This window comes from Pseudomonas sp. S3(2024) (assembly GCF_036861315.1).
In the GTDB taxonomy this organism is placed as follows: domain Bacteria; phylum Pseudomonadota; class Gammaproteobacteria; order Pseudomonadales; family Pseudomonadaceae; genus Aquipseudomonas; species Aquipseudomonas putida_A.
This window is the reverse complement of record NZ_JAZAQQ010000001.1, coordinates 98176-121428: the sequence shown is the minus strand read 5'-3', so window position 1 is coordinate 121428 and position 23253 is coordinate 98176. Positions and strand designations below refer to the sequence as shown.

Here is a 23253-nt window from a genome sequence, read left to right as displayed (position 1 = left end):
AAGAAGGAGGCGCAATGAACGCCGTGATCGATCTCCACTTCTTTCCGTGGGGCGGTTTTTCGCTCGTCCCCGTCGATGGCCTGCAAAGGCCTGACTCAATTTTTGCAGCCGCCCGATTGTCTCGAGGCGGACCCACGCAATCCCGGCAAGCGCCACGCTGATCCAGCGGGGTCTGGCAGCAGGGGGTTAGCGGTGTACAATGCGCCGCGTTTTAACTGTGACCCTCTGCGTAATCGCGCAAACCTCAAGGTTATCCGCCTTGTTCACTCCGCCACGTCACAAGCGTGTCGGGTTCGATTTCGTCACAGATAAAAACAAACAGGTGACGCATGACCGTTGTAAAAACGCTGAATTCCTGGTGCTTGCGCTGGGGTTTGATCGGGGTTGTCTGAAATCGCAACCTTGCAGCAACGTCTACTGAACATCATCAAACCTTGCGTGGGACCTTTTTCATGAGTGGACAAAACTCGCAATCAGGCGAGCTGAAACGCGGCCTGAAAAATCGCCATATTCAACTGATCGCCCTCGGTGGCGCGATCGGTACCGGATTGTTCCTCGGCTCGGCCGGGGTGCTGAAATCCGCCGGCCCGTCGATGATCCTCGGCTACGCGATCTGCGGCTTCATCGCCTTCATGATCATGCGCCAGCTCGGCGAGATGATCGTCGAAGAGCCGGTGGCCGGTTCCTTCAGCCATTTCGCGCACAAGTACTGGGGCGGTTTTGCCGGTTTCCTGTCGGGCTGGAACTGCTGGATTCTGTACATTCTGGTGGGCATGTCGGAGCTGACCGCGGTCGGCAAGTACATCCACTACTGGGCGCCGGACATCCCGACCTGGGTCACCGCCGCCGCCTTCTTCGTGCTGATCAACGCGATCAACCTGGCCAACGTCAAAGTCTTCGGGGAGGCCGAATTCTGGTTCGCGATCATCAAGGTCGTGGCGATCGTCGGCATGATTGCGCTGGGCAGCTACCTGCTGGTCAGCGGCCATGGCGGCCCGCAGGCCTCGGTCAGCAACCTGTGGTCGCACGGCGGGTTCTTCCCCAACGGCGTCAGCGGTCTGGTGATGGCGATGGCGATCATCATGTTCTCTTTCGGCGGTCTGGAAATGCTCGGTTTCACCGCCGCCGAAGCGGACAAGCCGAAAACCGTGATCCCGAAAGCGATCAACCAGGTGATCTACCGCATCCTGATTTTCTACATCGGCGCGCTGGTGATCCTGCTGTCGTTGACTCCTTGGGACAGCCTGCTGGCAACCCTCAACGCGTCCGGCGATTCGTACAGCGGCAGCCCGTTCGTGCAGGTGTTCTCGATGCTCGGCAGCAACACCGCTGCGCACATCCTCAACTTCGTGGTGCTGACCGCGGCATTGTCGGTGTACAACAGCGGCACCTACTGCAACAGCCGCATGCTGCTGGGCATGGCCGAGCAGGGCGATGCACCGAAAGGTCTGGCGAAGATCGACAAGCGCGGCGTGCCGGTGCGTTCGATCCTGGCGTCCGCGGCTGTCACGCTGGTGGCGGTGCTGCTCAACTATCTGATCCCGCAGCAAGCGCTGGAACTGCTGATGTCGCTGGTGGTTGCAACGCTGGTGATCAACTGGGCGATGATCAGCTTCTCGCACTTCAAGTTCCGTCAGCACATGAACAAGACGCAGCAGACACCACTGTTCAAGGCGCTGTGGTACCCGTACGGCAACTATGTCTGCCTGGCGTTCGTGGTGTTCATCCTTGGCGTGATGCTGCTGATCCCGGGCATCCAGATCTCGGTGTACGCGATTCCGGTGTGGGTCGTGTTCATGTGGGTCTGCTACGTGATCAAGAACAAGCGTGGGGCGCAGCAGGTGCTGCACGCGGCGGGTTCTGCCGCGAAGTAAGCCAGACGCAGAAAGTGAGAAACCCGGCCAATGTGCCGGGTTTTTTATTGGTCGTCAGACGTATTCGGCGATGGGATGGGCTGTGCAGAACGCTTCGGTCTGCAACCGGAATTGCTCGCGCAAGGCCGGTTCCAGCAGGTAATCCTGCTCGCTGATCGGTCTCACACTGTCGAGGATCCGGCAGATCAGATCGACGATCTGGCGACATCCCTGCGGATCGATTCTGCGCTGCGCGATGGAGCCCGTGCCGATGCGCAGACCGCTGGTAATGAGTGAAGGGCGTGTCTCGCCCGGTACACGATATTTGTCCACGATAATTGCGCAACGCTCCAGCGCCGACTCGGCAATGGCGCCGGTGATGCCGCCACGCAACCGAATCAATACCGTATGGTTTTCGCTGCCCCCGCCGACGACTTCGTAGTCGTGAGCCTGAAAGGCGCTGGCGAACTCGTCAGCCGTGCTGCGAACCCGCCCCATGCTTCTGTCGAACTCCGTGGACTTTGCGTAAGCCAGAGCCGCCGCCTTCGCGGCGATCATGTTGACGGCAGGCGCGCCCTGCATTCGCGGATAAACTGCCTGGTCGAGGGCGCGGCTGAATGTCGTCCTCAAGCCGGGCACCTTGGTGTTCGCCGCTTGACCCGAAAGGATCAGACCGCCGCGCGGGCCCATGAGTTGTTTGTGGGTGCAGGTGGTGGTGACGTGTGCGACGTCGATCGGACTGGGATGCCGCCCTGTGGCAACCAGTCCGGCGATATGCGAAATATCGGCGAGCAGGATGGCGCCGGCTTCATCGGCAATCTCGCGAAATCGTTGGAAATCGATGACCCGTGAGTACGCCGTCGCGCCGCACATGATGATGCGTGGGCGATGGGCGAGCGCCAGTTTGCGCACCTGGTCGTAATCGATGACCCCCGCTGAAGTCGTGCCGTACCGAATCGCCTTGTAGTAAATGCCGGCGAATGAGGTGGAACTGCCATGGGTATGATGGCCGCCGTATTTGACGCCCATTCCCAGCAAGGTATCGCCTGGTTCGAGCAGGGCGGTCAGCACGTGGTAATTGGCGTTTGATGCCGAATGCGATTGCACGCTTGCGTACTGGGCATCGAACAGTTCCCGCGCTCTGCGGATGGCAAGCGCTTCGACCAGATCGACGTTTTCGCACCCGCCGCCGTAACGTCTGCCGGGCAGCCCCTCGGCCGTCACATTGACCAGTGCCGAAGCGGAGGCGGCCAGGGTCATGGGCCTGACGGCGCAAGAGGAGGAGACCAGCGACAGCACCTGGTGCTGACGGGCAACTTCCGCGTCGAGGATCCCTGCCAGTTCGGCGTCTTGCGCCCACAGATCCGCCAGGCCCCGTTGCAGCAGATCAGCCTGGTTCATGAGCGGTTCGGTATGGACTGCCATTGTCTGTATTCCTTCCCTGTGTGCAGCGCGCTGCGAACGAGCGCGACTTCCTTGGTTTTACCGGAGGGTGCGTGCGTTTCTGCCCTTGCCCGACCGGATACAGCGGATTCCTTGTTTTCGCGGCACTGCGCGCAAACTAATCTCTGTATCGCCGGCCCGTTTTCTGTTGACTGCGGTCGCTGCCGACAGTCCGGTCTGCCCGACGCATCATAGGTTTTTCACGGCGGAACACCAGAAAATTAATCAGAAAAATGAACATTGTTCAAATAAAATGATTCTTTTTTCCGGGCCTCAGGGTGTAAAACTGCAGGCGGGAAGGATCGCTATTCACGAGATTTTGCTGGCCGATGAGCAGAACTGACGAGTCAGTACAGATTTCGAATTGTTCTTTTTGATTCATACCAGCGGCGTTATTCACACTATGTTTATGCCGAAATCAGGGAGGGGGAATGCTATGATCTGCCGCGGCTCTAATACCCGTACAACTATTTTCTAGTGGGTCTGTTGAGTCCCTGAATGATGATTCGAGGGGTATTTCCAAATTGCCTTTATAAAAGACGGTAAGCATTCCATGCACAGAAGAGAACGATCGGAGAATCTGAAGAACAATATCAAGTACCTGATAAAGAGTCGTGGGGAAACGCAGCTGTCGTTATGCAACTCCAGTGGACTGACCCGAACCACGATCTACAACATTCTTGAAGGTAAAGTGGTCAACGTACAGCAGTCCACTGTGCGCAAGATTTCCGACTTTTTCGGAGTGTCCTACGAAGAGATAGAGACAATCTCGTTTGAAGAAAAGGAAATCATCGACAGCAGCATCTCGCCGCAGGGCAACATGAACCCGGCGGCAGTGCCTGTCATCAAGGAAAGTCTGCTTCTGCAGAATCTGGATAAGCGAATCGGCGAGTTGGCGACGATTTTTCCACTGACTTACTATTTTGGAACGTCCTTCAATTTGATAGGCGTCCTGCTGGAAAATGAAGTCAGTGGCATGAATGAACCGGGCGACCTGCTGATCGTGCAGAAAGGCACGGCAAGTATCGACAAGGAAAAACTGGTGTATGACAAGGTCAGTAAAAGGTTATTCATAACAACTGAGGTTGATCTTGCGCTGGAGAGTATTTGTGTTGTCGGGGATATAATCGAGGAACGATTTAATGGATTGCAGCGTTGAAAGGGAAAACACCAAATATAAGCTGTTGGGGTTCGAAAACGGAAAAAGCCTGGCGGTGATCATGGTCATTGCGACAGGCAAGATAATTAAAATAAAGCTGAGTGAAGTGTTGAATAGTGAGATTATGGATAATCTGAACAAGATAGAAGTAAAGAATCTGTACAAGAAATTCTACTCCCAGGGAGGGTCGCTTACCGCTTATGAAATAAATGATCGCCACGAGAGTTCCTGGATGATTTATATCATTCTGAACCTGATGCTGTTCACGCTTTATATTTTTACCAGCATTGCGGCGACCAAGCCTATCTATCTGGAATATTTTGATATTGTCGTAACGCCGGGTACTTTCCTGTATCCGCTGACGTTTTTGATCGTCGACTTGCTGAATGAAACCTTCGGCCTCCGGTTGGCGCGCAAGGCGATACTCTTCGCGTTCATCAGTAATGCGGCCATTATCATTTTGCTGGCCATGACTACGTACCTTCCCGGCCTACCCGGGTGGAAGCTCGACGGGCCTTACAATGATGTGATCAGTCAGTTGTCGTCGGTGCTGGTAGCTTCGTCTATATCGTTTCTGGTGTCGGAAAATATAAACTCTTATCTGTTGTGCAAAATCAAAGAACTGACCAACTCCCGATTTCTCTTCTTGCGGGTGTTTCTGAGTACTTTGTTTGCGGTGATAATCGACAGTTTTCTTTTCTGCTACATCGCCTTTTACGGGACGATGGAGAATAGCGCGATACTCAGCATGATTTACGTCCAGATCGCGATAAAGGTCGGTTTTGCGTTCTTCAATATCATGCCGGCATACGGTGCCAGGTCATTGTTCAAGAGGTATCTGACGGGTAGTCAGGCTTGATGGATTAAATAATGCGCTCACTCGAAATTTTCAGGTGAGCGCATTTTTATATGCTGGGTGCTTTATTGCAGATTCAGCTTCCTTTTCAAGCTGTTCATCACCTCATCCTTGTTTTCCAGAAACTCATTGAGGCCTTTTGCGCGAAGATTGCAAGCGTCGCAATTTGCACATCCGCTACCGGTTATGCCGTTGTAGCAGGTCAGTGTCTGGTGGCGAACCAAATCAAGCTGATGGTGATGATCGGCCAACGCCCAGGTTTCCGCCTTGTTCAGCCACATCAGCGGAGTATCAAGTTTCAATGGGTAATCCATGCCCAGCTCAAGGGCTTTGTTCAGTCCCTTGACGAACTCGTCCCGGCAATCCGGATAGCCCGAGAAGTCCGTTTCGCAAACCCCGGTGATGACCGTTCTGGCTTGTACCTGATAGGCGTAAATAGAGGCGAGGGTCAAAAACAGGATGTTTCTTCCCGGCACAAAGGTGCTTGGCAGACTTTCGCCAGAACTATTAACCGTCGGAACCGGGATGTTGTCGCGAGTCAGGCTGCTGATGGCCAGCTCATTCAGCAAAGATACATCCATCACTTTATGCACGGTCACGCCGAGCTGTTTGGCCAGTTGCTGCGCGACTTCGATTTCCGCGCGATGACGCTGACCATAGTCAAACGTGATGCAATGAATTTCGTCATAGTGGCTCAGTGCATGGATCAAACAGGTCGTCGAGTCCTGTCCGCCACTAAAAACGATAACTGCTTTATTGCTCATGCTTATGCTTCCTGCATTGAACTGGTAAATTTTCGCTGGGGATCATAACGCGAAACGATTGATGCAAGAAGTTGCGCATGGCCGCAGGAGACCTGCTTTGTGGCTAATCGCGGTATCCTGCACGCTCTGAATTCGGACTTTTTTCCATGCTGGTGATTTCCAACAACGTGCATTTGCCGGATGCCGAGATCGAACTGACGTACATCCGCGCGCAAGGCGCCGGTGGGCAGAACGTCAACAAGGTCTCCAGCGCCGTGCACCTGCGCTTCGACATTCCGGCCTCGTCCTTGCCCGAGTTCTACAAGGAACGGCTGCTGGCGCTGCGTGACAGTCGCATCACCAGCGATGGCGTGCTGATCATCAAGGCTCAGCAGTACCGCACGCAGGAAGCCAACCGGACCGATGCGCTGGAGCGCCTGACCGAGTTGATCCTCAGCGCCACCAAGGTCGAAAAGAAGCGCCGCCCGACCAAGCCGACCCTCGGCTCGAAGAAGCGCCGGCTCGAATCCAAGACCAAGCGCGGCAGCATCAAGGCCGGGCGCGGCAAGGTGGATTTTTAAGGGTTGGTGTCATGGAGTTGTTCCATTTCATCCGGAGCGGGCATTGTCTCCATTACGCACCTCTCAACTTAATCAATTTCCGGACATTGAACGACTCTTTTATAACTAATTGGTCTACATGACTGTCATATCTGACAGGTGTGCCGGATTGCTGTTACACGTTTACTGAGCTCTCTTTTCATTGATTGAGCAAAAGTAAATGAATAACTTAAATGTTGTGCGTGGTACTCCTGATACTGATTTTGGTGTGCGCAGTGAGGTCGTTTTATACGGAGAACAAGGTCAGAGGCTTCAACCTCGGGTCGTCACTTTTCTCTCAGAACCGAACAGGATTCTTTGCGCAGCAACTGACGAGGAGCGGCAAGAGATTTACCTGTGCATGCTTGATGAGGAAGGAGGTATCGACGAGAGTTTCGGAAAAGCGGGTAGTGTTTTTTTTAAACTCTCGGAGTTTTTTCCTGGGTGGGATTTGCCGCAGCCCTATAGCGTGAAGTTTGATAGTGTTCATGGCAAGTATGTGTTGGGGTTCTTCGCTCGTAAAGACGGCTTTAATCGTGCTACCGGCCTGGCTCGATTCGATTTGAATGGGAAACTTGATGAAGGGTTTGGCAGCAAAGGCGTCATGTTGTGGAGTCTGGATCTGAAAGAGGTTGCTCCTGCAAGTTCAGATGTTCCAAAGGTTAAGCAACCTCTGGCGGATAAGGGGCGCGACTACCACGGAACTATGGAATTATTGGACGATGGCGGCGTTTTGCTTCTGACCACGCTTGACGACAGAGGATTTTTCGATAGGGCGTTTGTGGTCAAGTTAAAAAATAACGGTGGGTTGGACGAAACGTTCGGTAATGGCGGGTACCGATTGGTTTCTCGAGGTTCATCTATTTTAGTCATAGGACAGGATATGTTTCGCCAAGGCGATGGTTATATTGTCGCCGCTTCAGAGGGGCTGCGTGATAAAAGTTGGTTTGTTGGCCGGTATGATGCTCGTGGTGATCTTGACGCCAGTTTTGGGGTCGGAGGATATTATGATGGAGTACCTTCGGTTAAAAGCGTCATTCTGAAACGCGATGATCGTTCTCAGTTTTATATTATAGGTACTTCGGATAATGGAGTTCCGCAGTATCTGTTTCTCCAGCTTCAACGTCGCGGGCTCAAAGGCGAGGAAGATCCACTTTTTGGCAAACAAGGGTGGGGAGGATTTATCACTGATGATTTCAGCGATATCTATATGACGAAAGCAGCACTCTATAATTTGAAATCAACCGTTGTGGTAGCAGGTTATGCTTATTTGCGTGGCGGGTCGGATAGCCAGGCATTTATTGCCAGTCTTGAACAAGACATGGGTTGGGACGAGGGGTTTGGTGTTGCTGGAAAGGTTGTATTTCCTAAAGACCAGATTATTCACGATCTCGCTGTTCAGGAAGATCGAAAAATTGTGTTTGTATCCAGTAAAAATAGAGAAAACGGTAGCTTCGCCATTTTCCGTTTGCATGGATAGCTTATAAAAGCCGCGGTTGTGCATTGGCCATTCGGAACCAATGAATGGCCAATATTGGGCGATCAATGAAAGTGGTGTTTTGGTTTAATGCGGTACAAATACACACTCAGCATCAGGCCGCTCAGTGAGGCAATGGCGGCAAACAGAAAGATCGAAGCAAAACCGAAGCCCGCCGCAATCGCCCCCGCCAATGGTCCGGTGATCCCCAGCGACAAGTCGATGAACAGCGAGTACGCGCCGACCGCCGCGCCACGGCTGGAGGCCGGCACCAGATTCACCGCCTCCACGCCCAGCGCCGGGAACACCAGCGAGAAACCGAAGCCGCTCAACGCCGCCCCGGCCAGCGCCCAATGTGCATCCGGTGCCAGCCACAGCAGCAACAGGCCGAGGGTTTCCACCGAGAGGCAGGCGATCGCTACGCGGAAGCCGCCGAGGCGGTTGATCAGGTTGCCGAACAGCAGTCGCGCGCCGATGAAGCTGGCGCCGAACAGGCTCAGGCACAGCACTGCGTTGTCCCAGTGCCGGGTGGCGTAATACAGGGTGATGAAGGTGGCGATGGTGCCGAAACCAATCGAGCCTAGCGCCAGGCCGCAGCCGTGGGGGAACACGCGACCGAGCACATGCATGAACGGCAAGCGCTCGCCGGCGACAATCGGCGCCGCGGTTTTCGGCCACGCCAGCAGCAGGCCCAGCGCTGCCAGCAGAATGATGCTGACGCCCATGCTCCACAATCCCAGCTGGCCGACCAGCCAGACCCCGAACGGCGCGCCGACCGCGAGCGCGCCGTAACTGGCGATGCCGTTCCACGAGATCACTTTGGCGGTGTTCGCTGCGCCAACCCGGCCGATGCCCCAGCCGATAGAGCCGGAGCCCACCAGACTTTCCGCGCTGCCCAGCACCAGACGACCGATCAACAGGCTGATCAGGCTGAGCATCGGCAAGTTCGGTGTCCACGCCGAAATCAGCATGAACACGCCACTCAAGCCACAACCGGCCAACCCAATCATCACCGCGCGCTTGCTGCCCTGGTTGTCGATGATCTTGCCGGCGTACGGACGGCTGAGCAGGGTGGCGAGGTATTGCACGCTGATCACCAGCCCCGCGATCACCGCGCCAAAGCCAAGATCGCTGTGGACGTAACCCGGCAGCACAGCGAGCGGAATGCCGATGTTCAGGTAGCCGATGAAGGTGAAGAGGACGATGGACACGACTTGCAGCGTGACCGCCAGGGGGCGCTGGGGTTGTGGCATAGAGGACGACATGAGAAACGATCCACGGCAAAGCAGGATTAGATAGGCTGCTTATGATACCGGCGCGGACGAGTCAGGGGCGGGGAAAAGTAAAACTATTTGCCGGGAGGGTGGCTTCAGGGTTTGGCCGGGGCGACCAGTTGTGTAGTGACCAGTGCAGCGAGGGCATTTTCTTCGCTGCCGAAACGGGCGAGCAGGGCGGCCTGCTTTTCCGGGGAGAGGCGGTTCCAGATCTCGATCATTTTCTCAGTGGCGCCGATCAGGACGGCGGCTTGGCTTTCAGAGAATTCGTCGGTCATGGCGGGCTCGGTTTCAGGCAGTGTGGAAAGCGCATCTTAGCGCTTTCCACACGGTCTGTACGGCGGGGTTTTACTCTTCGCTGTCGGCCTGGCGGCTCTCAACGGCTTCTTTCGGCTCGGGCTGTTGGGCACCGGCTTGTTGCGTGGTCGTCTGCTCAGGTACGTGCAGGCTTGGGAAGGGGAGATTAGGAATCTCGTGCATGGTTGCGCTCCTCGCTAAGTCTGTTGATAGATCTGGTAGATCCGCGCTTCTTGAAAGCCTGCGCAGGATACAGCAGGAAAAATGACAATCAGACTTTTAATTGAAAATAATGCGACAGATGGCCGCAGGGGGGGCGCGATAACAAAGGTCGCCGCAAAAACAACTGTAGGAGTGAGCCTGCTCGCGATGGCGGTGTGTCAGTCAACTCATATGCTGGCTGATACGCCGCTATCGCGAGCAGGCTCACTCCTACAGGGGGATTGCGGGGTTATTTGCAGGCGTTGGCGATGGCCTCGGCCAGCAGCGCCAGACGCGTGGCATCGATCCCGGCGACGTTGGCCCGACCCGAGCTGACCATGTACACGCTGTGCTGCTCACGCAGTTGTTTGACCTGCTCCGGCGACAGCCCGGTGTAGGAGAACATTCCGCGTTGCACGCCAATGTGCGCAAAGCGCTCGCGCAGACCGTGCGGTTCCAGTGCTTCGACCAGACCGCTGCGCAATTGGGCGATGCGCAAGCGCATGGCTTCCACTTCATCGGCCCAGCGCGCTTTCAGCTCCGGGTCGGCGAGGATGGTCGCCACCACGGCCGCGCCGTGATCCGGTGGCGTCGACCACAGGTTGCGGGCGATGTTGGCCAGTTGGCTGCGGATGTCGATCAGCTTGTCGGCGGTTTTCGCGCAGACAATCAGCGCGCCGGTACGGTCGCGGTACAGGCCGAAGTTCTTCGAGCAGGAGCTGGTGATCAGCAGCTCAGGCACCTCGGCGGCGAACAGTCGGGTCGACCACGCGTCCTGTTCCAGTCCGTCGCCAAAGCCCTGGTAGGCAAAGTCGATCAGCGGCAGCAGGTCACGGCGGCGCACCACGTCGAGCACACGCTGCCAGTCGTCATGGTTCAGGTCGAAACCGGTCGGGTTGTGGCAGCAGGCATGCAGCAGCACCACGTCGCCTTGCGGCACTTCGTTGAGTGCGGCGAGCATCGCATCGACGTCGAGGCGGTTGTCGCTGCCCACGTACGGGTAGTGACTGACCTTGACCCCGGCCGCGGCGAAAATCGTTTCGTGGATCGGCCAGGTCGGGTTGCTCAGCCACACGCCTTTGCCCGGCAGGCACTGGGCGATGAAGTCGGCCGCCAGACGCAGGGCACCGGTGCCGCCAGGAGTCTGGGTGGCGCCGGCGCGCTGTTCGGCGATCAGCTTCGAGTCGGCGCCAAGCACCAGTTCATTGATGACTTTGCCGAACAGCGGATTGCCGTGCCCGCCGATGTAGGTCTTGGTGTCCTGGCTTTCGACCAGTTGCGCCTCGGCGATTTTCACCGCTTCGGGGATCGGCGTCAGGCCCTGGGCATCCTTGTAGACGCCAACGCCGAGGTCGAATTTGCGCGGGTTAGTGTCCTGCGCATAGGCCTCCATCAAACCGAGGATCGGGTCGCCGGGTACCCGGCCGATGGCGTCAAAGTGCATTACTTGCGTCCTTCTGCGGTCTTGGCTACTTCGTCAGTGCGCGCGGCCATGATGAAGTCGTTGCGGTGCAGGCCTTTGATCGAGTGGCTCCACCAGGTCACGGTGACTTTGCCCCACTCGGTCAGCAGACCCGGGTGGTGACCTTCGGCCTCGGAGATCTCGCCGACGGCGTTGGTGAACGCCAGCGCATGCTTGAAGTTCTTGAACAGGAAAACTTTCTCCAACTGCATGATGCTGTCGCGTACTTCGATGTTCCAGTCCGGGATCTGCTTGATCAGGATCGGCAGTTCTTCGTCGCTGACTTGTGGCGCATCGGCACGGCAGGCTTCGCAGTGGGCTTGGTTCAAAGTGGACATGGTGTGATTCCTGAAATCGAGTGTGTTTTTTTTATAGAAACTATCGGCCCGTCAATGCCGTCACGCTAAACCAAAGTGACGGCGACTGACAGACTCAATTCTCAGCAAAAGTCGCGGATCACGCGGCTTTCGGTTTTGGCGGAAACTTCGGAGCGTGCAAACCCAGCTGCATGCCTTGGCGAACCATGGCCATGATGTCTTCATGGGCGACGTCGAACAGGCGCTTGAGGTTCGGCAGGACAAAGTACAGCGGCTGCAGGATGTCGATGCGATACGGTGTGCGCATGGCTTCCAGCGGATCGAAGGCCTGATGCTCGGGTTCGTCCGACAGCGAGTAAACGGTTTCCTTCGGCGAGGACAGGATGCCGCCGCCGTAGATGCGTTTGCCTTGCGGGGTGTCGACCAGGCCGAACTCGATGGTCATCCAGTACAGGCGCGCCAGATACACGCGCTCTTCCTTCGTGGCCTGCAGGCCGAGTTTGCCGTAGGTGTGGGTGAATTCGGCGAACCATGGGTTGGTCAGCAGCGGGCAGTGGCCGAAGATCTCGTGAAAAATGTCCGGCTCTTGCAGGTAGTCCAGTTCTTCGCGGGTACGAATGAACGTGGCCACCGGAAACTGTTTGCTGGCGAGCAATTCGAAGAAGGTCTGGAAGGGGATCAGTGCCGGGACGCGGGCAACCTGCCAACCGGTGGTCTCACCGAGCACCTTGTTGATCTCGCCCAGCTGCGGAATGCGGTCGTGGGGCAGACCGAGTTTTTCGATACCGTCCAGGTATTCCTGGCACGCCCGACCCTCGATCACTTTCAACTGGCGGGTGATCAGCGTGTTCCACACCGCATGTTCTTCGGCGGGGTAGTCGATAAAACCTTGCGCATCGGGCTCGCGGGCCACGTATTGCGTCTGCTTCATACTGCTCTCCTGCTAGGGGAATTCGTTCTTGTTATGTCCAGCGATGGACTGAGAATTACCCGAGAGTGCGGCGTGATGCAGCAGGTTGAGTGCGTTCCTGGTAGGAACAACCACCGCATTTCGTAAAAAAATCGTTACGCTTTGGCTGATATCACGCATTTGCGGTGATTTGCAGGTTTGAAAAGGGCTGTGGCTGTCACATAATCTTGACAACTATCTGCTCGCCTCGACAGAAAAGTCGGGGCGCTATCCCTGTGGGAGCGGGCTTGCTCGCGAAAGCGGTGTGTCAGTCACCATTCATTCAGCTGACACACCGCCTTCGCGAGCAAGCCCGCTCCCACAGGGATTGTGTTTAACCCCTCATCCTCGTCGGGCCTCTTTATATGCGTATCAAAGTCCACTGCCAAAACCGCATCGGCATCCTGCGCGACATCCTCAACCTGCTGGTGGAGTACGGGATCAACGTTGCACGCGGCGAGGTCGGCGGCGAGCACGGCAATGCGATCTATCTGCACTGCCCGAACCTGATCAACATCCAGTTCCAGGCGCTGCGGCCGAAGTTCGAGGCGATTGCTGGAGTGTTTGGGGTCAAACGCGTCGGGCTGATGCCCAGCGAGCGTCGGCACATGGAGTTGAACGCGTTGCTCGGCGCGCTGGAATTCCCGGTGCTGTCGATCGACATGGGCGGCTCGATCGTTGCGGCCAACCGCGCGGCGGCGCAGTTGCTCGGAGTGCGCGTGGATGAAGTGCCGGGGATTCCGCTGTCGCGCTATGCCGAGGATTTCGATTTGCCGGAACTGGTGCGCGCCAACAAGTCGCGAATCAACGGCATGCGCGTCAAGGTCAAGGGCGACATCTTTCTCGCCGACATCGCGCCGCTGCAATCGGAGCACGACGACAGCGAAGCCATGGCCGGTGCGGTACTGACCTTGCACCGCGCCGACCGCGTCGGTGAGCGCATCTATAACGTGCGCAAACAGGAATTGCGTGGCTTCGACAGTATCTTCCAGAGCTCGAAAGTGATGGCCGCTGTCGTGCGTGAAGCGCGGCGCATGGCGCCGCTGGATGCGCCGCTATTGATCGAAGGCGAAACCGGCACCGGCAAAGAATTGCTCGCCCGCGCCTGTCACCTCGCCAGTCCGCGCGGGCAGTCGCCGCTGATGGCGCTCAACTGTGCGGGGCTGCCGGAGTCGATGGCCGAGACCGAACTGTTCGGCTACGGCCCCGGCGCCTTTGAGGGCGCGCGCGCCGAAGGCAAGCTCGGCCTGCTGGAACTGACGGCGGGCGGTACGCTGTTCCTCGATGGCGTCGGTGAAATGAGCCCGCGCTTGCAAGTGAAGTTGCTGCGCTTTCTGCAGGACGGCTGCTTCCGCCGGGTCGGCAGCGACGAAGAGGTGTATCTGGACGTGCGAGTGATCTGCGCCACTCAGGTCGACTTGTCCGAACTGTGCGCGCGCGGCGAGTTTCGTCAGGATCTGTATCACCGCTTGAACGTGCTGTCGCTGCACATCCCGCCGTTGCGCGAATGCCTCGACGGTTTGACCCCGCTGGTCGAGCACTTCCTCGATCAGGCCAGCCGCCAGATCGGTTGCTCGCTGCCGAAACTGGCGCCGGCAGCAATGGATCGCCTCAGTCATTATCACTGGCCGGGCAACGTGCGGCAGCTGGAGAACGTGCTGTTCCAGGCGGTTTCACTGTGCGAGGGCGGCACGGTCAAGGTCGAACACATCCGCCTGCCGGATTACGGCGTGCGTCAGCCGCTTGGCGATTTCTCGCTGGAGGGCGGGCTGGACGAGATCGTCGGACGCTTCGAGAAAGCGGTGCTGGAGCGCTTGTATTCCGAACACCCGAGCAGTCGGCAACTCGGTAAGCGGTTGGGGGTTTCGCACACCACCATTGCCAACAAGCTCCGTGAGTATGAGGTCGGTAAAGATCCTGAAGCTTGAGATCAAAAGATCGCAGCGTGCCGCAGCTCCTACAGGGGGAAGCATTTCAATGTAGGAGCTGCCGAAGGCTGCGATCTTTTGATCCTTTGCCGCCAAGCGGCATAACACCGCCGGTTTTTCGACTTCGATACATTTCCAATTTCCCCGCAAAACCCCGCAAGTCCTTTGTTTACCGGGCCGCAAGCCGCCAGAAAAAAGTTGGTCTGCAAATTGCTTATGGCTCAGCAGTACAGCGGTGGGCGGCAAACGTCCGGCATGCAGAGGAAAGAGTGTGGACAAGTACCTTTATGTGGCAATGACCGGCGCCAGTCAGAACGCACTGGCGCAAAAGGCCCATGCCAACAACCTGGCGAACATCTCCACCAATGGTTTTCAGCGCGACCTGGAGCAGGCGCGTTCGATGCCGGTGTTCGGTGACAGCTTTCCGGCGCGTGCGTTTGCCATGAGCGAACGGCCCGCCACCGACTTCACCGCCGGTTCGCTGGTGCAGACCGGGCGTGACCTCGACGTCGCCGTGACCGGCAACGGTTTTATTGCCGTGCAGAACCCTAACGGTGGAGAAAGCTACGTGCGCACCGGCAGCCTGAACATCGACGCCCTCGGCGTATTGCGCGCCGGCAACGGCATGCCGGTACTCGGCAACGGCGGTCCGATCGCCGTGCCGCCGGAGCAGCAGGTCGAAGTCGGGGAAGACGGCACCATCAGTATTCGTGCGATGGGCGAAGGCCCGCGCGTCATGGCGGAAGTCGACCGGATCAAACTGGTCAACCCGGACATCAAGAACCTCAACAAAGGCCTCGACGGCTCGATCTACACCAAGGACGGCCAGCCGGCGCCGGCCGATGCCAACGTCAAACTGGTGTCGGGTTTCCTTGAGTCGAGCAACGTCAACGCCGTGGAAGAAATGACCTCGGTGCTGGCCCTGGCCAAGCAGTTCGAGTTGCACGTCAAGATGATGAACACCGCCAAAGACGACGACCAGGCCATGGCTCGGGTCTTGCAGATCAGCTAATTATCAGAACGTCGCGCCGTAAAACAGGCGCACGAGGAGAATCGAATGCTTCCGGCTCTATGGGTTGCCAAAACCGGTCTGTCCGCCCAGGACACCAACCTGACCACCATTTCCAACAACCTGGCGAACGTGTCGACCACGGGTTTCAAACGTGACCGTGCCGAGTTCCAGGACCTGCTGTATCAGATCAAGCGTCAGCCAGGCGCCCAGTCGACCCAGGACAGTGAATTGCCGTCGGGTCTGCAACTGGGTACCGGTGTGCGCATCGTCGGCACCCAGAAAAACTTCACCGCCGGCAGCCTGCAAACCACCGAGCAGCCGCTGGACATGGCCATCGACGGTCGCGGTTTCTTCCAGATCCTGCAGCCGGACGGCACCACGTCCTACACCCGTGACGGTACTTTCCACCTCGACTCCAACGGTCAGATCGTCAACGCCAGCGGTTTCGCCCTGGAACCGGCCATCGTTATCCCGAACAACGCGCAGAGCTTCACCGTCGGCACCGACGGCACCGTGTCGATCACGGTGCCAGGCAACCCGGCCGCTCAGGTGATCGGCAACCTGCAAACCGCCGACTTCATCAACCCGGCCGGTCTGCAGGCAGTGGGCAACAACCTGTTCCTGGAAACCGCTGCTTCCGGCGCGCCGCAAATCGGCACCCCGGGCCTGAACGGTTTCGGTACCACGCTGCAGAACACCCTGGAAGGTTCCAACGTCAGCACCGTTGAAGAGATGGTCAACATGATCACCACTCAGCGCGCCTACGAGATGAACTCCAAGGTGATCTCCACCGCCGACCAGATGCTCTCGTTCGTAACGCAGAATCTGTAATCAAGTCTATGGGGCGGCCATGAGGTCGCCAGCAACACCGTGAGGTAGGGTCATGAAACGCTTCGTATCTGTTCTGGCATTGGGTGGGGTCGTCTCGCTCGCGGGCTGCGTCGCACCGACGCCCAAGCCCAATGACCCTTATTACGCTCCGGTGTTGCCACGCACGCCATTGCCGTCTGCGGCCAACAACGGCTCGATCTATCAGGCCGGCTTCGAGCAGAACCTGTACAGCGACCGCAAGGCATTCCGGGTCGGTGACATCATCACCATCACCCTGAACGAGAAGACTCAGGCCAGCAAAAACGCCAACTCGCAAGTGGCCAAGAACAGCAAGACCGGCATCGGCCTGACTTCGCTGTTCGGCGGCAGTGGCACCACCAACAACCCGTTGGGTGGCAATGACCTGAGCCTCGACGTCGGCTACAGCGGCGACCGTGCGACCAAGGGCGACAGCAAGGCGGCGCAGGGCAACACCCTGACCGGCTCGATCACCGTGACCGTGGCCGATGTGCTTCCCAATGGCATCATCGCCGTGCGCGGCGAGAAGTGGATGACCCTCAACACCGGCGACGAGCTGGTGCGCATCGCCGGTCTCGTGCGTGCCGATGACATCGCCACCGACAACACCGTGTCGTCGACCCGTGTCGCCGATGCGCGCATCACCTACTCGGGCACCGGTTCGTTTGCCGATGCGAGTCAGCCAGGCTGGTTCGACCGTTTCTTCCTCAGCCCGCTGTTCCCTTTCTAGGTGGCGACTTTGAATTTCAAGAGCCTCATGCTGGCTGCGGCCCTGTTGTCCGCAGCCTTTGGTGCCCACGCCGAGCGGCTGAAAGATATCGCCAGCATTTCCGGCGTGCGTTCCAACCAGTTGATCGGTTACGGCCTGGTGGTCGGGCTTAACGGCACCGGCGACCAGACGACGCAGACCCCGTTCACCCTGCAGACCTTCAACAACATGCTCTCGCAGTTCGGCATCAAGGTGCCGCCGGGATCGGGCAACGTGCAGTTGAAAAACGTCGCAGCGGTGTCGGTCAGTGCCGATCTGCCGGCGTTCGCCAAACCGGGGCAGCAGGTCGACATCACCGTGTCTTCGATCGGTAACTCCAAGAGCCTGCGCGGCGGCACCCTGTTGCTGACCCCGCTCAAGGGTATCGACGGCAACGTCTACGCCATCGCTCAGGGCAACCTGGTGGTCGGTGGTTTCGATGCCGAAGGGCGTGACGGTTCGAAGATCACCGTCAACGTTCCGTCGGCCGGTCGTATCCCCGGTGGTGCTTCGGTGGAGCGTTCGGTACCGAGCGGTTTCAACCAGGGCAACAGCCTGACGCTGAACCTCAACCGCTCCGACTTCACCACGGCCAAGCGCATCGTCGACAAGATCAACGACATGCTCGGCCCTGGCGTGGCGCAAGCCATCGACGGCGGCTCGATCCGTGTGACGGCACCGCTCGATCCGAGCCAGCGCGTCGACTACCTGTCGATCCTCGAAAACCTCGAAGTCGACCCGGGTCAGGCGGTGGCGAAAGTCATCATCAACTCGCGCACCGGCACCATCGTCATCGGCCAGAACGTGAAAGTTTCGCCGGCCGCCGTGACTCACGGCAGCCTGACCGTGACCATCACCGAAGACCCGATCGTCAGTCAGCCGGGCCCATTGTCCAACGGCCAGACCGCGGTGGTTCCACGTTCGCGGGTCAACGCCGAACAGGAAGCCAAGCCGATGTTCAAGTTCGGCCCGGGCACCACCCTCGACGAGATCGTGCGGGCGGTGAACCAGGTTGGCGCGGCACCGGGTGACCTGATGGCCATTCTCGAAGCACTGAAGCAGGCCGGCGCGTTGCAAGCCGACCTGATCGTGATCTGAGGACGCCGACCATGGATATGCGCAAAGGCAGTCTGGTGGGCACTGGCGATTCGGGTTCGTACTCCGACCTCAATCGTCTGAACCAGCTCAAGGTCGGCGACAAGAACAGTGATGCGAACATGCGCAAAGTGGCGCAGGAATTCGAATCGCTGTTCCTTGGCGAAATGCTCAAGTCGATGCGTTCGGCCACTGAGGCGTTGGGTAAAGACAACCCGATGAACACGCCGGCGGCCAAGCAATATCAGGAAATGTACGACCAGCAACTGGCGGTGTCGCTGTCCCGCGAGGGCGGTGGTATCGGTCTGGCCGACGTGCTGATGAAGCAGATGTCGAGGAATAAACCGCTGGCACCGGGTGAGGCTGCAGCCGCGTCCGCCGCCAAGCAGGAAGCGGCGAAAGCCGCTGCGGTGCAGACCCCGATTGCCGCCGGCACCACCGCCACCAATGGGCCGTTATCGCGGCTCAATGGCGAGCGTCCGTTGTGGGCCTCGCGTTCCGGGCGTGTGGCTACTACCGAAGCCTCGCACAGCAATGACATGGCAATGATCAACAAGCGTCGTCTGGCATTGCCGCCGAAACTGGCCGATCGTTTGCTCGCCGGTCTGGTGCCGTCCGCCACGCCGACCGCCACCAATGCCTTGCCACAACGTGCCGTGACCACGGCCGCCACCGGCGCCGGCCCGCTGTACAACGGCGACTGGCTGAGCCGTGCCGAAGACGCCAAGGCGTCCGGCGGGCAGATGCAGATTTACGGTCGGGCGATGGCGCAGATTCCGCTGGCGCCGGCCAAGCGCGCTTTCAGCTCCGCCGACGAATTCGTCAACACCATGTTGCCAATGGCCAAAGAAGCCGCCGCGCGTATTGGCGTCGATCCGCGTTATCTGGTGGCGCAAGCCGCACTGGAAACCGGCTGGGGCAAATCGGTCATGCGTGCCCAGGATGGCAGCAGCAGTCACAACCTGTTCGGCATCAAGGCCAGCAGCAACTGGACCGGCGATTCGGCCCGGGCAATCACCAGCGAGTTCCGCAACGGGCAGATGGTCAAGGAGACGGCGCAGTTCCGTTCCTATGCCTCGTACAAGGACAGTTTCCACGATCTGGTGACTTTGCTGCAGACCAACAATCGCTATCAAGATGTGGTGAAGTCGGCCGATAACCCAGAACAGTTTGTACGCGAGTTGCAAAAGGCCGGTTACGCGACCGACCCGAACTACGCGACGAAGATTTCGCAGATAGCCAAGCAGATGAACAGTTTCGAAAACTACGCTGCGGCCGGCGTTTCAACAACGCCTCTATAAACACACGGTAAGGTTTGAATCATGAGTTTGCTCAATATCGGGATGTCGGGGTTGTCCGCGAGTTCTTCCTCTCTCGCGACCACAGGTAACAACATTGCCAACGTCGACACCGCCGGGTATTCACGCCAGCAAACCGTGCAGAGCACCAAGTCATCGCAGCAGTTCGGCAACGTCTTCATCGGTACGGGGACGACCCTGGCCGATGTGCGCCGGGTCTACAACTCTTACCTCGAAAACCAGCTGCATACCGCCACCTCGCTCAATAGCGAAGCGGCTGCGTACGGTGCCCAGGCCACTGCGCTGGATGCCTCGATGTCCGATACCAACACCGGCCTGACCGGTGTGCTGCAAAAGTTCTTTACCTCGATGCAGGGCGTGGCGACCTCGGCCACTGATGACACCTCCCGTCAGTCGGTGCTGACCGGTGCGCAGGCCCTGACCAGCCGTTTCAATGCGCTGGCCAAACAGCTGAACGATCAGAACACCACGATCAATGGCAACCTGGGCGACATGACGTCCCAGGTCAACAAGCTGGCGACTTCGATTGCCAACCTGAACCAGAAGATCGGCGAGATTTCCACCAGCGGCGGCCAGCCGAACGATTTGCTCGACAGTCGTAACGAAGCGGTGCGCCAGCTCTCCGAGCTGACCGGGGCGCAGGTTGTCGAACGTGGCACCAGTTTTGACGTGTACATCGGCACCGGCCAGCCGCTGGTGATCGGCAACACCACCAACACCCTGAGCACCGTGCCGAGCAAGGACGATCCGACGCGCATGGCCATTCAGCTGGACCGCGGCTCAAGCGTGATCGACATCACGTCGGCCATGAGCGGTGGCGAAATCGGTGGCCTGCTGACCTATCGCAAAGAAGTGCTCGACCCTTCGCTCAATGAGTTGGGGCGTGTCGCGCTGGTAGTGGCCGATCAGGTCAACAGCCAACAAGCCCAGGGTATCGACAAGAACGGTGACTTCGGCGCCGCGATCTTCAACAACATCAACAGTGCCGCACTGGTCAGTCAGCGCAGCATTGCGCAGTCGACCAATAGCGCCGGCTCGGGCAACCTCGATGTCACCATCAAGGACACCGGCAAGCTGACCACCAGCGATTATCAGGTGACCTTCACCAGCGCCACCAACTATTCGGTCAAGCGCTCCGATGGCACCGACATGGGCTCGTTCAGCACCACGACCACGCCACCGCCAGTGATCGATGGCTTCACCCTGGCGCTCAACGGCGGCGCCCTGAGCGCTGGCGACACCTTCAAGGTGACCCCGACCCGTAACGCGGCAAGCACTATTCAGACCGTGCTGACCGATCCGAAGAAAATCGCTGCGGCAGCACCGCTGACCGGCGTGGCCAGTGCGAACAATTCCGGTACCTACACCCAGCCGACGCTGACTGATTCGTTCGACATCTACAACCCGGCGTCGCAGACCGAGTTGCAGAATGCGCTCAAATATTCGACGCCGGTCAAACTGGTGTTCGGTGCGGTCGCCAGCGGCAGCCAGTCGTACAACATGGTCGACGCCAAGGGCAACACCATCGGTTCGGGCACCATCGTGCCGGGGCAGGCCAACACCTTGAACCTCAAGGTCGGCATGGTCGACTCCACCGGTGCTCCGGTGATGGACACCACGGTCACGCCGAACGTGCAGAAGACCTTCACCGTACAGACCACCGTGGGCGCGACGCCGAAGTCCGGCGAAACCTTCACCATCAACCTGACCGGCGCGGCGTCTTCGGACAACCGCAACGCACAGACACTGGTTGGCCTGCAGACCAAGCAGACCGTGGACACCGGCAGCGGCAGCAAGGGCATCAGCCTGACCGACGCCTATAACAAACTGGTGACCAACGTTGGTACCAAGGCTGCGCAGAGCAAGTCCGACAATGAAGCCACCTCGGTGATCCTCGATCAGGCCAAGGGCGCGCGTGATTCGCTGTCCCAGGTCAACCTCGATGAAGAGACCGGCAACCTGGTCAAGTATCAGCAGTACTACACAGCGTCTTCGCAGATCATCAAAGCTGCGCAGGAAACCTTCGCCACGCTGATCAACAGTCTTTAAGGAGTCGTAATTCATGCGCATTTCCACCGCCCAGTATTACGCGACGCAAGCTGCTCAATATCAGCGCAACTACAGCAAGACGGTCGCGACCGCCAACGAAGCGAGCAGCCTGCAGCGCATCAACACCGCTGCCGACGATCCGATCGGCGCCGGTCGCCTGCTCAAGCTGGGTCAGCAAAGTGCGATGCTCGACCAGTATCAGGGCAACATCGACACCACCAAGAGTTCGCTGACCGTGCAGGAGTCGACGTTGAACTCCATCACCACGGCTCTGCAGCGCGCCAAGGAAATCGGCCTGGCCGCCAACAACGGTATCGCCACCGACGACAACCGCAAGGCGTACGCGGCGGAACTGAGCCAGATCCAGCAACAAGTGCTGGGCCTGATGAACTCCAAGGATGCCAACGGCAACTACCTGTTCTCCGGTTCCAAGACCGATACCGCGCCGTACTCGCAAAACGTCGACGGCACCTACACCTATAACGGTGACCAGACCCAGATCAACCTGGGCATTGGCGACGGTATGTCGGTCGCGACCAATACCACCGGTTGGGACGCCTTCCAGCAGACCATCAACACCAGCCGCACCCAGACCACCATGACCGCTCCGGCGGTGGATGACGGTCGTGTGGTGCTGTCCAACGGTACGGTCGGCACCGCAGCGACCTACAACGCCAAGTTCACGGCGGGCCAGCCATACACCGTGGATTTCATCAGCAGCACGCAGTTGAAAATCACCGATGCCCTGGGCAACGACGTGACGTCCGAGGCCAGCCAGAACGGCCTGATCAGCAACAGCAATGGTGCCAACCAGACCGTCAGCTTCCGTGGCGTCGACATGAAGTTGAACATCAACCTCAAGGCCGGCGACACCAACCCGGACGCGGTCATCGCCGGTCACAGCTTCCAGCTGTCGGCCACGCCTGATTCGTTCACCACTGCGCGCAGCCCGGGCAACCCGTCGACTGCGGTCATCACCGGCTCCAGCGTGACCAACCAGGCGGCGTACAGCGCGGCCTTCCCGTCGGGCGGCGGCGCGGTGCTGAAGTTCACCAGCGCCACCGATTTCGACCTGTACGCGGCGCCTGTGACCGCTGACAGCAAACCGGTGTCGTCGGGCACCATGGTCGGCAGCAACGCCACGGCCGCCGGTGTGACCTTCGCCATTGGCGGTACGCCGGGCGCGGGCGATCAATTCTCGATCCAGTCCAACAACCACCAGACCCAGAACGTGCTCGACACCCTGGGCCAGATGGTCACGGCGCTGAACATGCCGGTCGATGGTGATCCGGTAGCCAAGCAGAAATTCCAGGGGGCCATGGAGTCGGCGCTGGGCAACATCGACAGCGCCTCCAACCAGATTGGCGCTGCGGTGACCTCGATCGGTGCGCGCGGTCAGTCGCTGGATGACCAGGACACCACCAACCAGAGCCTGATCCAGGCCAACACCACGACCCAGGGTTCGATCCGTGATTCGGATCCGGCCGAGGTGATGACCCGCCTGACGTTGCAGCAGACCATGCTGCAAGCCTCGCAACTGGCGTTCAGCAAGATCAGTCAGTTGGGTCTGTTCAACAAGATCTGACATTGGACGGGCGCGCAGGCGCCCGTTTGTCTCGTCCT

General features: G+C 58.5%; 22 protein-coding genes. 14 read left to right on the top strand and 8 right to left on the bottom strand.

The window, feature by feature from the left end:
• Window positions 1-452: 452 nt before the first annotated feature.
• Window positions 453-1874 carry an amino acid permease gene (locus VLA07_RS00585; protein ID WP_183781817.1) on the top strand — a complete coding sequence of 474 codons (1422 nt, stop codon included), beginning with the start codon at window positions 453-455 and terminating at the stop codon, window positions 1872-1874.
• 54 nt (window positions 1875-1928) lie between these two features.
• Here the strand turns inward: VLA07_RS00585 and glyA are convergent, their stop codons facing one another.
• Window positions 1929-3278, bottom strand: coding sequence for a serine hydroxymethyltransferase (glyA, locus tag VLA07_RS00580; protein ID WP_150367969.1), 1350 nt, complete (start codon window positions 3276-3278; stop codon window positions 1929-1931).
• Here glyA and VLA07_RS00575 point away from each other — a divergent pair.
• The 3 genes from VLA07_RS00575 (at window position 3253) to VLA07_RS00565 (ending at window position 5314) form a co-directional block, all read left to right on the top strand.
• Complete coding sequence (locus VLA07_RS00575; protein ID WP_330207383.1) at window positions 3253-3639, top strand: hypothetical protein; 387 nt, start codon at window positions 3253-3255, stop codon at window positions 3637-3639. The genes glyA and VLA07_RS00575 overlap by 26 nt on opposite strands.
• Window positions 3640-3849: 210 nt before the next feature.
• Window positions 3850-4455 carry a helix-turn-helix transcriptional regulator gene (locus VLA07_RS00570; protein ID WP_247267730.1) on the top strand — a complete coding sequence of 202 codons (606 nt, stop codon included), beginning with the start codon at window positions 3850-3852 and terminating at the stop codon, window positions 4453-4455.
• On the top strand, window positions 4439-5314 hold the full coding sequence (locus tag VLA07_RS00565; RefSeq protein WP_150367971.1) for a queuosine precursor transporter: 876 nt from the start codon (window positions 4439-4441) through the stop codon (window positions 5312-5314). The genes VLA07_RS00570 and VLA07_RS00565 overlap by 17 nt, the downstream gene beginning before the upstream one ends.
• Before the next feature lie 62 nt (window positions 5315-5376).
• Here VLA07_RS00565 and queC read toward each other — a convergent pair whose 3' ends face one another.
• On the bottom strand, window positions 5377-6075 hold the full coding sequence (queC, locus tag VLA07_RS00560) for a 7-cyano-7-deazaguanine synthase QueC (RefSeq protein WP_247267729.1): 699 nt from the start codon (window positions 6073-6075) through the stop codon (window positions 5377-5379).
• 146 nt (window positions 6076-6221) lie between these two features.
• Here queC and arfB point away from each other — a divergent pair, with 146 nt between their 5' ends.
• Window positions 6222-6635: an alternative ribosome rescue aminoacyl-tRNA hydrolase ArfB gene (arfB, locus tag VLA07_RS00555; protein ID WP_103368136.1), complete on the top strand. Its 414-nt coding sequence runs from the start codon at window positions 6222-6224 to the stop codon at window positions 6633-6635.
• A 199-nt stretch (window positions 6636-6834) separates the two neighbouring features.
• Window positions 6835-8133, top strand: a complete 1299-nt coding sequence (locus tag VLA07_RS00550) for a hypothetical protein (RefSeq protein ID WP_247267728.1) — start codon at window positions 6835-6837, stop codon at window positions 8131-8133.
• Window positions 8134-8195: 62 nt separating this feature from the next.
• Here the strand turns inward: VLA07_RS00550 and VLA07_RS00545 are convergent, their stop codons facing one another.
• From VLA07_RS00545 to phhA, 6 genes are all read right to left on the bottom strand, one after another.
• A complete protein-coding gene (locus VLA07_RS00545) occupies window positions 8196-9395 on the bottom strand; it encodes an MFS transporter (protein WP_333988233.1) in 1200 nt (399 codons plus the stop codon).
• 104 nt (window positions 9396-9499) lie between these two features.
• Window positions 9500-9682 carry a hypothetical protein gene (locus VLA07_RS00540; protein ID WP_003222790.1) on the bottom strand — a complete coding sequence of 61 codons (183 nt, stop codon included), beginning with the start codon at window positions 9680-9682 and terminating at the stop codon, window positions 9500-9502.
• A 70-nt stretch (window positions 9683-9752) separates the two neighbouring features.
• Entirely contained in the window at window positions 9753-9884 is a 132-nt protein-coding gene (locus tag VLA07_RS00535; RefSeq protein WP_256214475.1) for a hypothetical protein, read from the bottom strand.
• Window positions 9885-10152: 268 nt separating this feature from the next.
• The gene (locus tag VLA07_RS00530) at window positions 10153-11346 is read right to left on the bottom strand and encodes an amino acid aminotransferase (protein ID WP_333988232.1); all 1194 of its coding nucleotides are present in this window, start codon (window positions 11344-11346) and stop codon (window positions 10153-10155) included.
• Complete coding sequence (locus VLA07_RS00525) at window positions 11346-11702, bottom strand: 4a-hydroxytetrahydrobiopterin dehydratase (protein ID WP_003222798.1); 357 nt, start codon at window positions 11700-11702, stop codon at window positions 11346-11348. The genes VLA07_RS00530 and VLA07_RS00525 overlap by 1 nt, the downstream gene beginning before the upstream one ends.
• A gap of 118 nt (window positions 11703-11820) precedes the next feature.
• Entirely contained in the window at window positions 11821-12612 is a 792-nt protein-coding gene (gene phhA, locus VLA07_RS00520; protein WP_007965510.1) for a phenylalanine 4-monooxygenase, read from the bottom strand.
• A 383-nt stretch (window positions 12613-12995) separates the two neighbouring features.
• On the opposite strand from phhA, the gene VLA07_RS00515 reads away from it, so the two are divergent.
• The 8 genes from VLA07_RS00515 (at window position 12996) to VLA07_RS00480 (ending at window position 23215) form a co-directional block, all read left to right on the top strand.
• On the top strand, window positions 12996-14558 hold the full coding sequence (locus VLA07_RS00515; RefSeq protein ID WP_047600009.1) for a sigma-54-dependent phenylalanine hydroxylase transcriptional regulator PhhR: 1563 nt from the start codon (window positions 12996-12998) through the stop codon (window positions 14556-14558).
• A gap of 271 nt (window positions 14559-14829) precedes the next feature.
• Complete coding sequence (locus VLA07_RS00510; RefSeq protein WP_007965507.1) at window positions 14830-15570, top strand: flagellar basal body rod protein FlgF; 741 nt, start codon at window positions 14830-14832, stop codon at window positions 15568-15570.
• A 45-nt stretch (window positions 15571-15615) separates the two neighbouring features.
• Window positions 15616-16401 carry a flagellar basal-body rod protein FlgG gene (gene flgG, locus VLA07_RS00505; RefSeq protein ID WP_003222804.1) on the top strand — a complete coding sequence of 262 codons (786 nt, stop codon included), beginning with the start codon at window positions 15616-15618 and terminating at the stop codon, window positions 16399-16401.
• A 52-nt stretch (window positions 16402-16453) separates the two neighbouring features.
• A complete protein-coding gene (gene flgH, locus VLA07_RS00500; RefSeq protein ID WP_027613958.1) occupies window positions 16454-17149 on the top strand; it encodes a flagellar basal body L-ring protein FlgH in 696 nt (231 codons plus the stop codon).
• A 27-nt stretch (window positions 17150-17176) separates the two neighbouring features.
• Window positions 17177-18265: a flagellar basal body P-ring protein FlgI gene (locus VLA07_RS00495; protein ID WP_177325661.1), complete on the top strand. Its 1089-nt coding sequence runs from the start codon at window positions 17177-17179 to the stop codon at window positions 18263-18265.
• Between the two features lie 11 nt (window positions 18266-18276).
• Window positions 18277-19563 carry a flagellar assembly peptidoglycan hydrolase FlgJ gene (gene flgJ, locus VLA07_RS00490; RefSeq protein ID WP_098967804.1) on the top strand — a complete coding sequence of 429 codons (1287 nt, stop codon included), beginning with the start codon at window positions 18277-18279 and terminating at the stop codon, window positions 19561-19563.
• Between the two features lie 21 nt (window positions 19564-19584).
• Window positions 19585-21630: a flagellar hook-associated protein FlgK gene (gene flgK, locus VLA07_RS00485; protein ID WP_115987967.1), complete on the top strand. Its 2046-nt coding sequence runs from the start codon at window positions 19585-19587 to the stop codon at window positions 21628-21630.
• 13 nt (window positions 21631-21643) lie between these two features.
• Window positions 21644-23215 carry a flagellar hook-associated protein 3 gene (locus tag VLA07_RS00480; RefSeq protein ID WP_103368129.1) on the top strand — a complete coding sequence of 524 codons (1572 nt, stop codon included), beginning with the start codon at window positions 21644-21646 and terminating at the stop codon, window positions 23213-23215.
• Window positions 23216-23253: the final 38 nt, after the last annotated feature.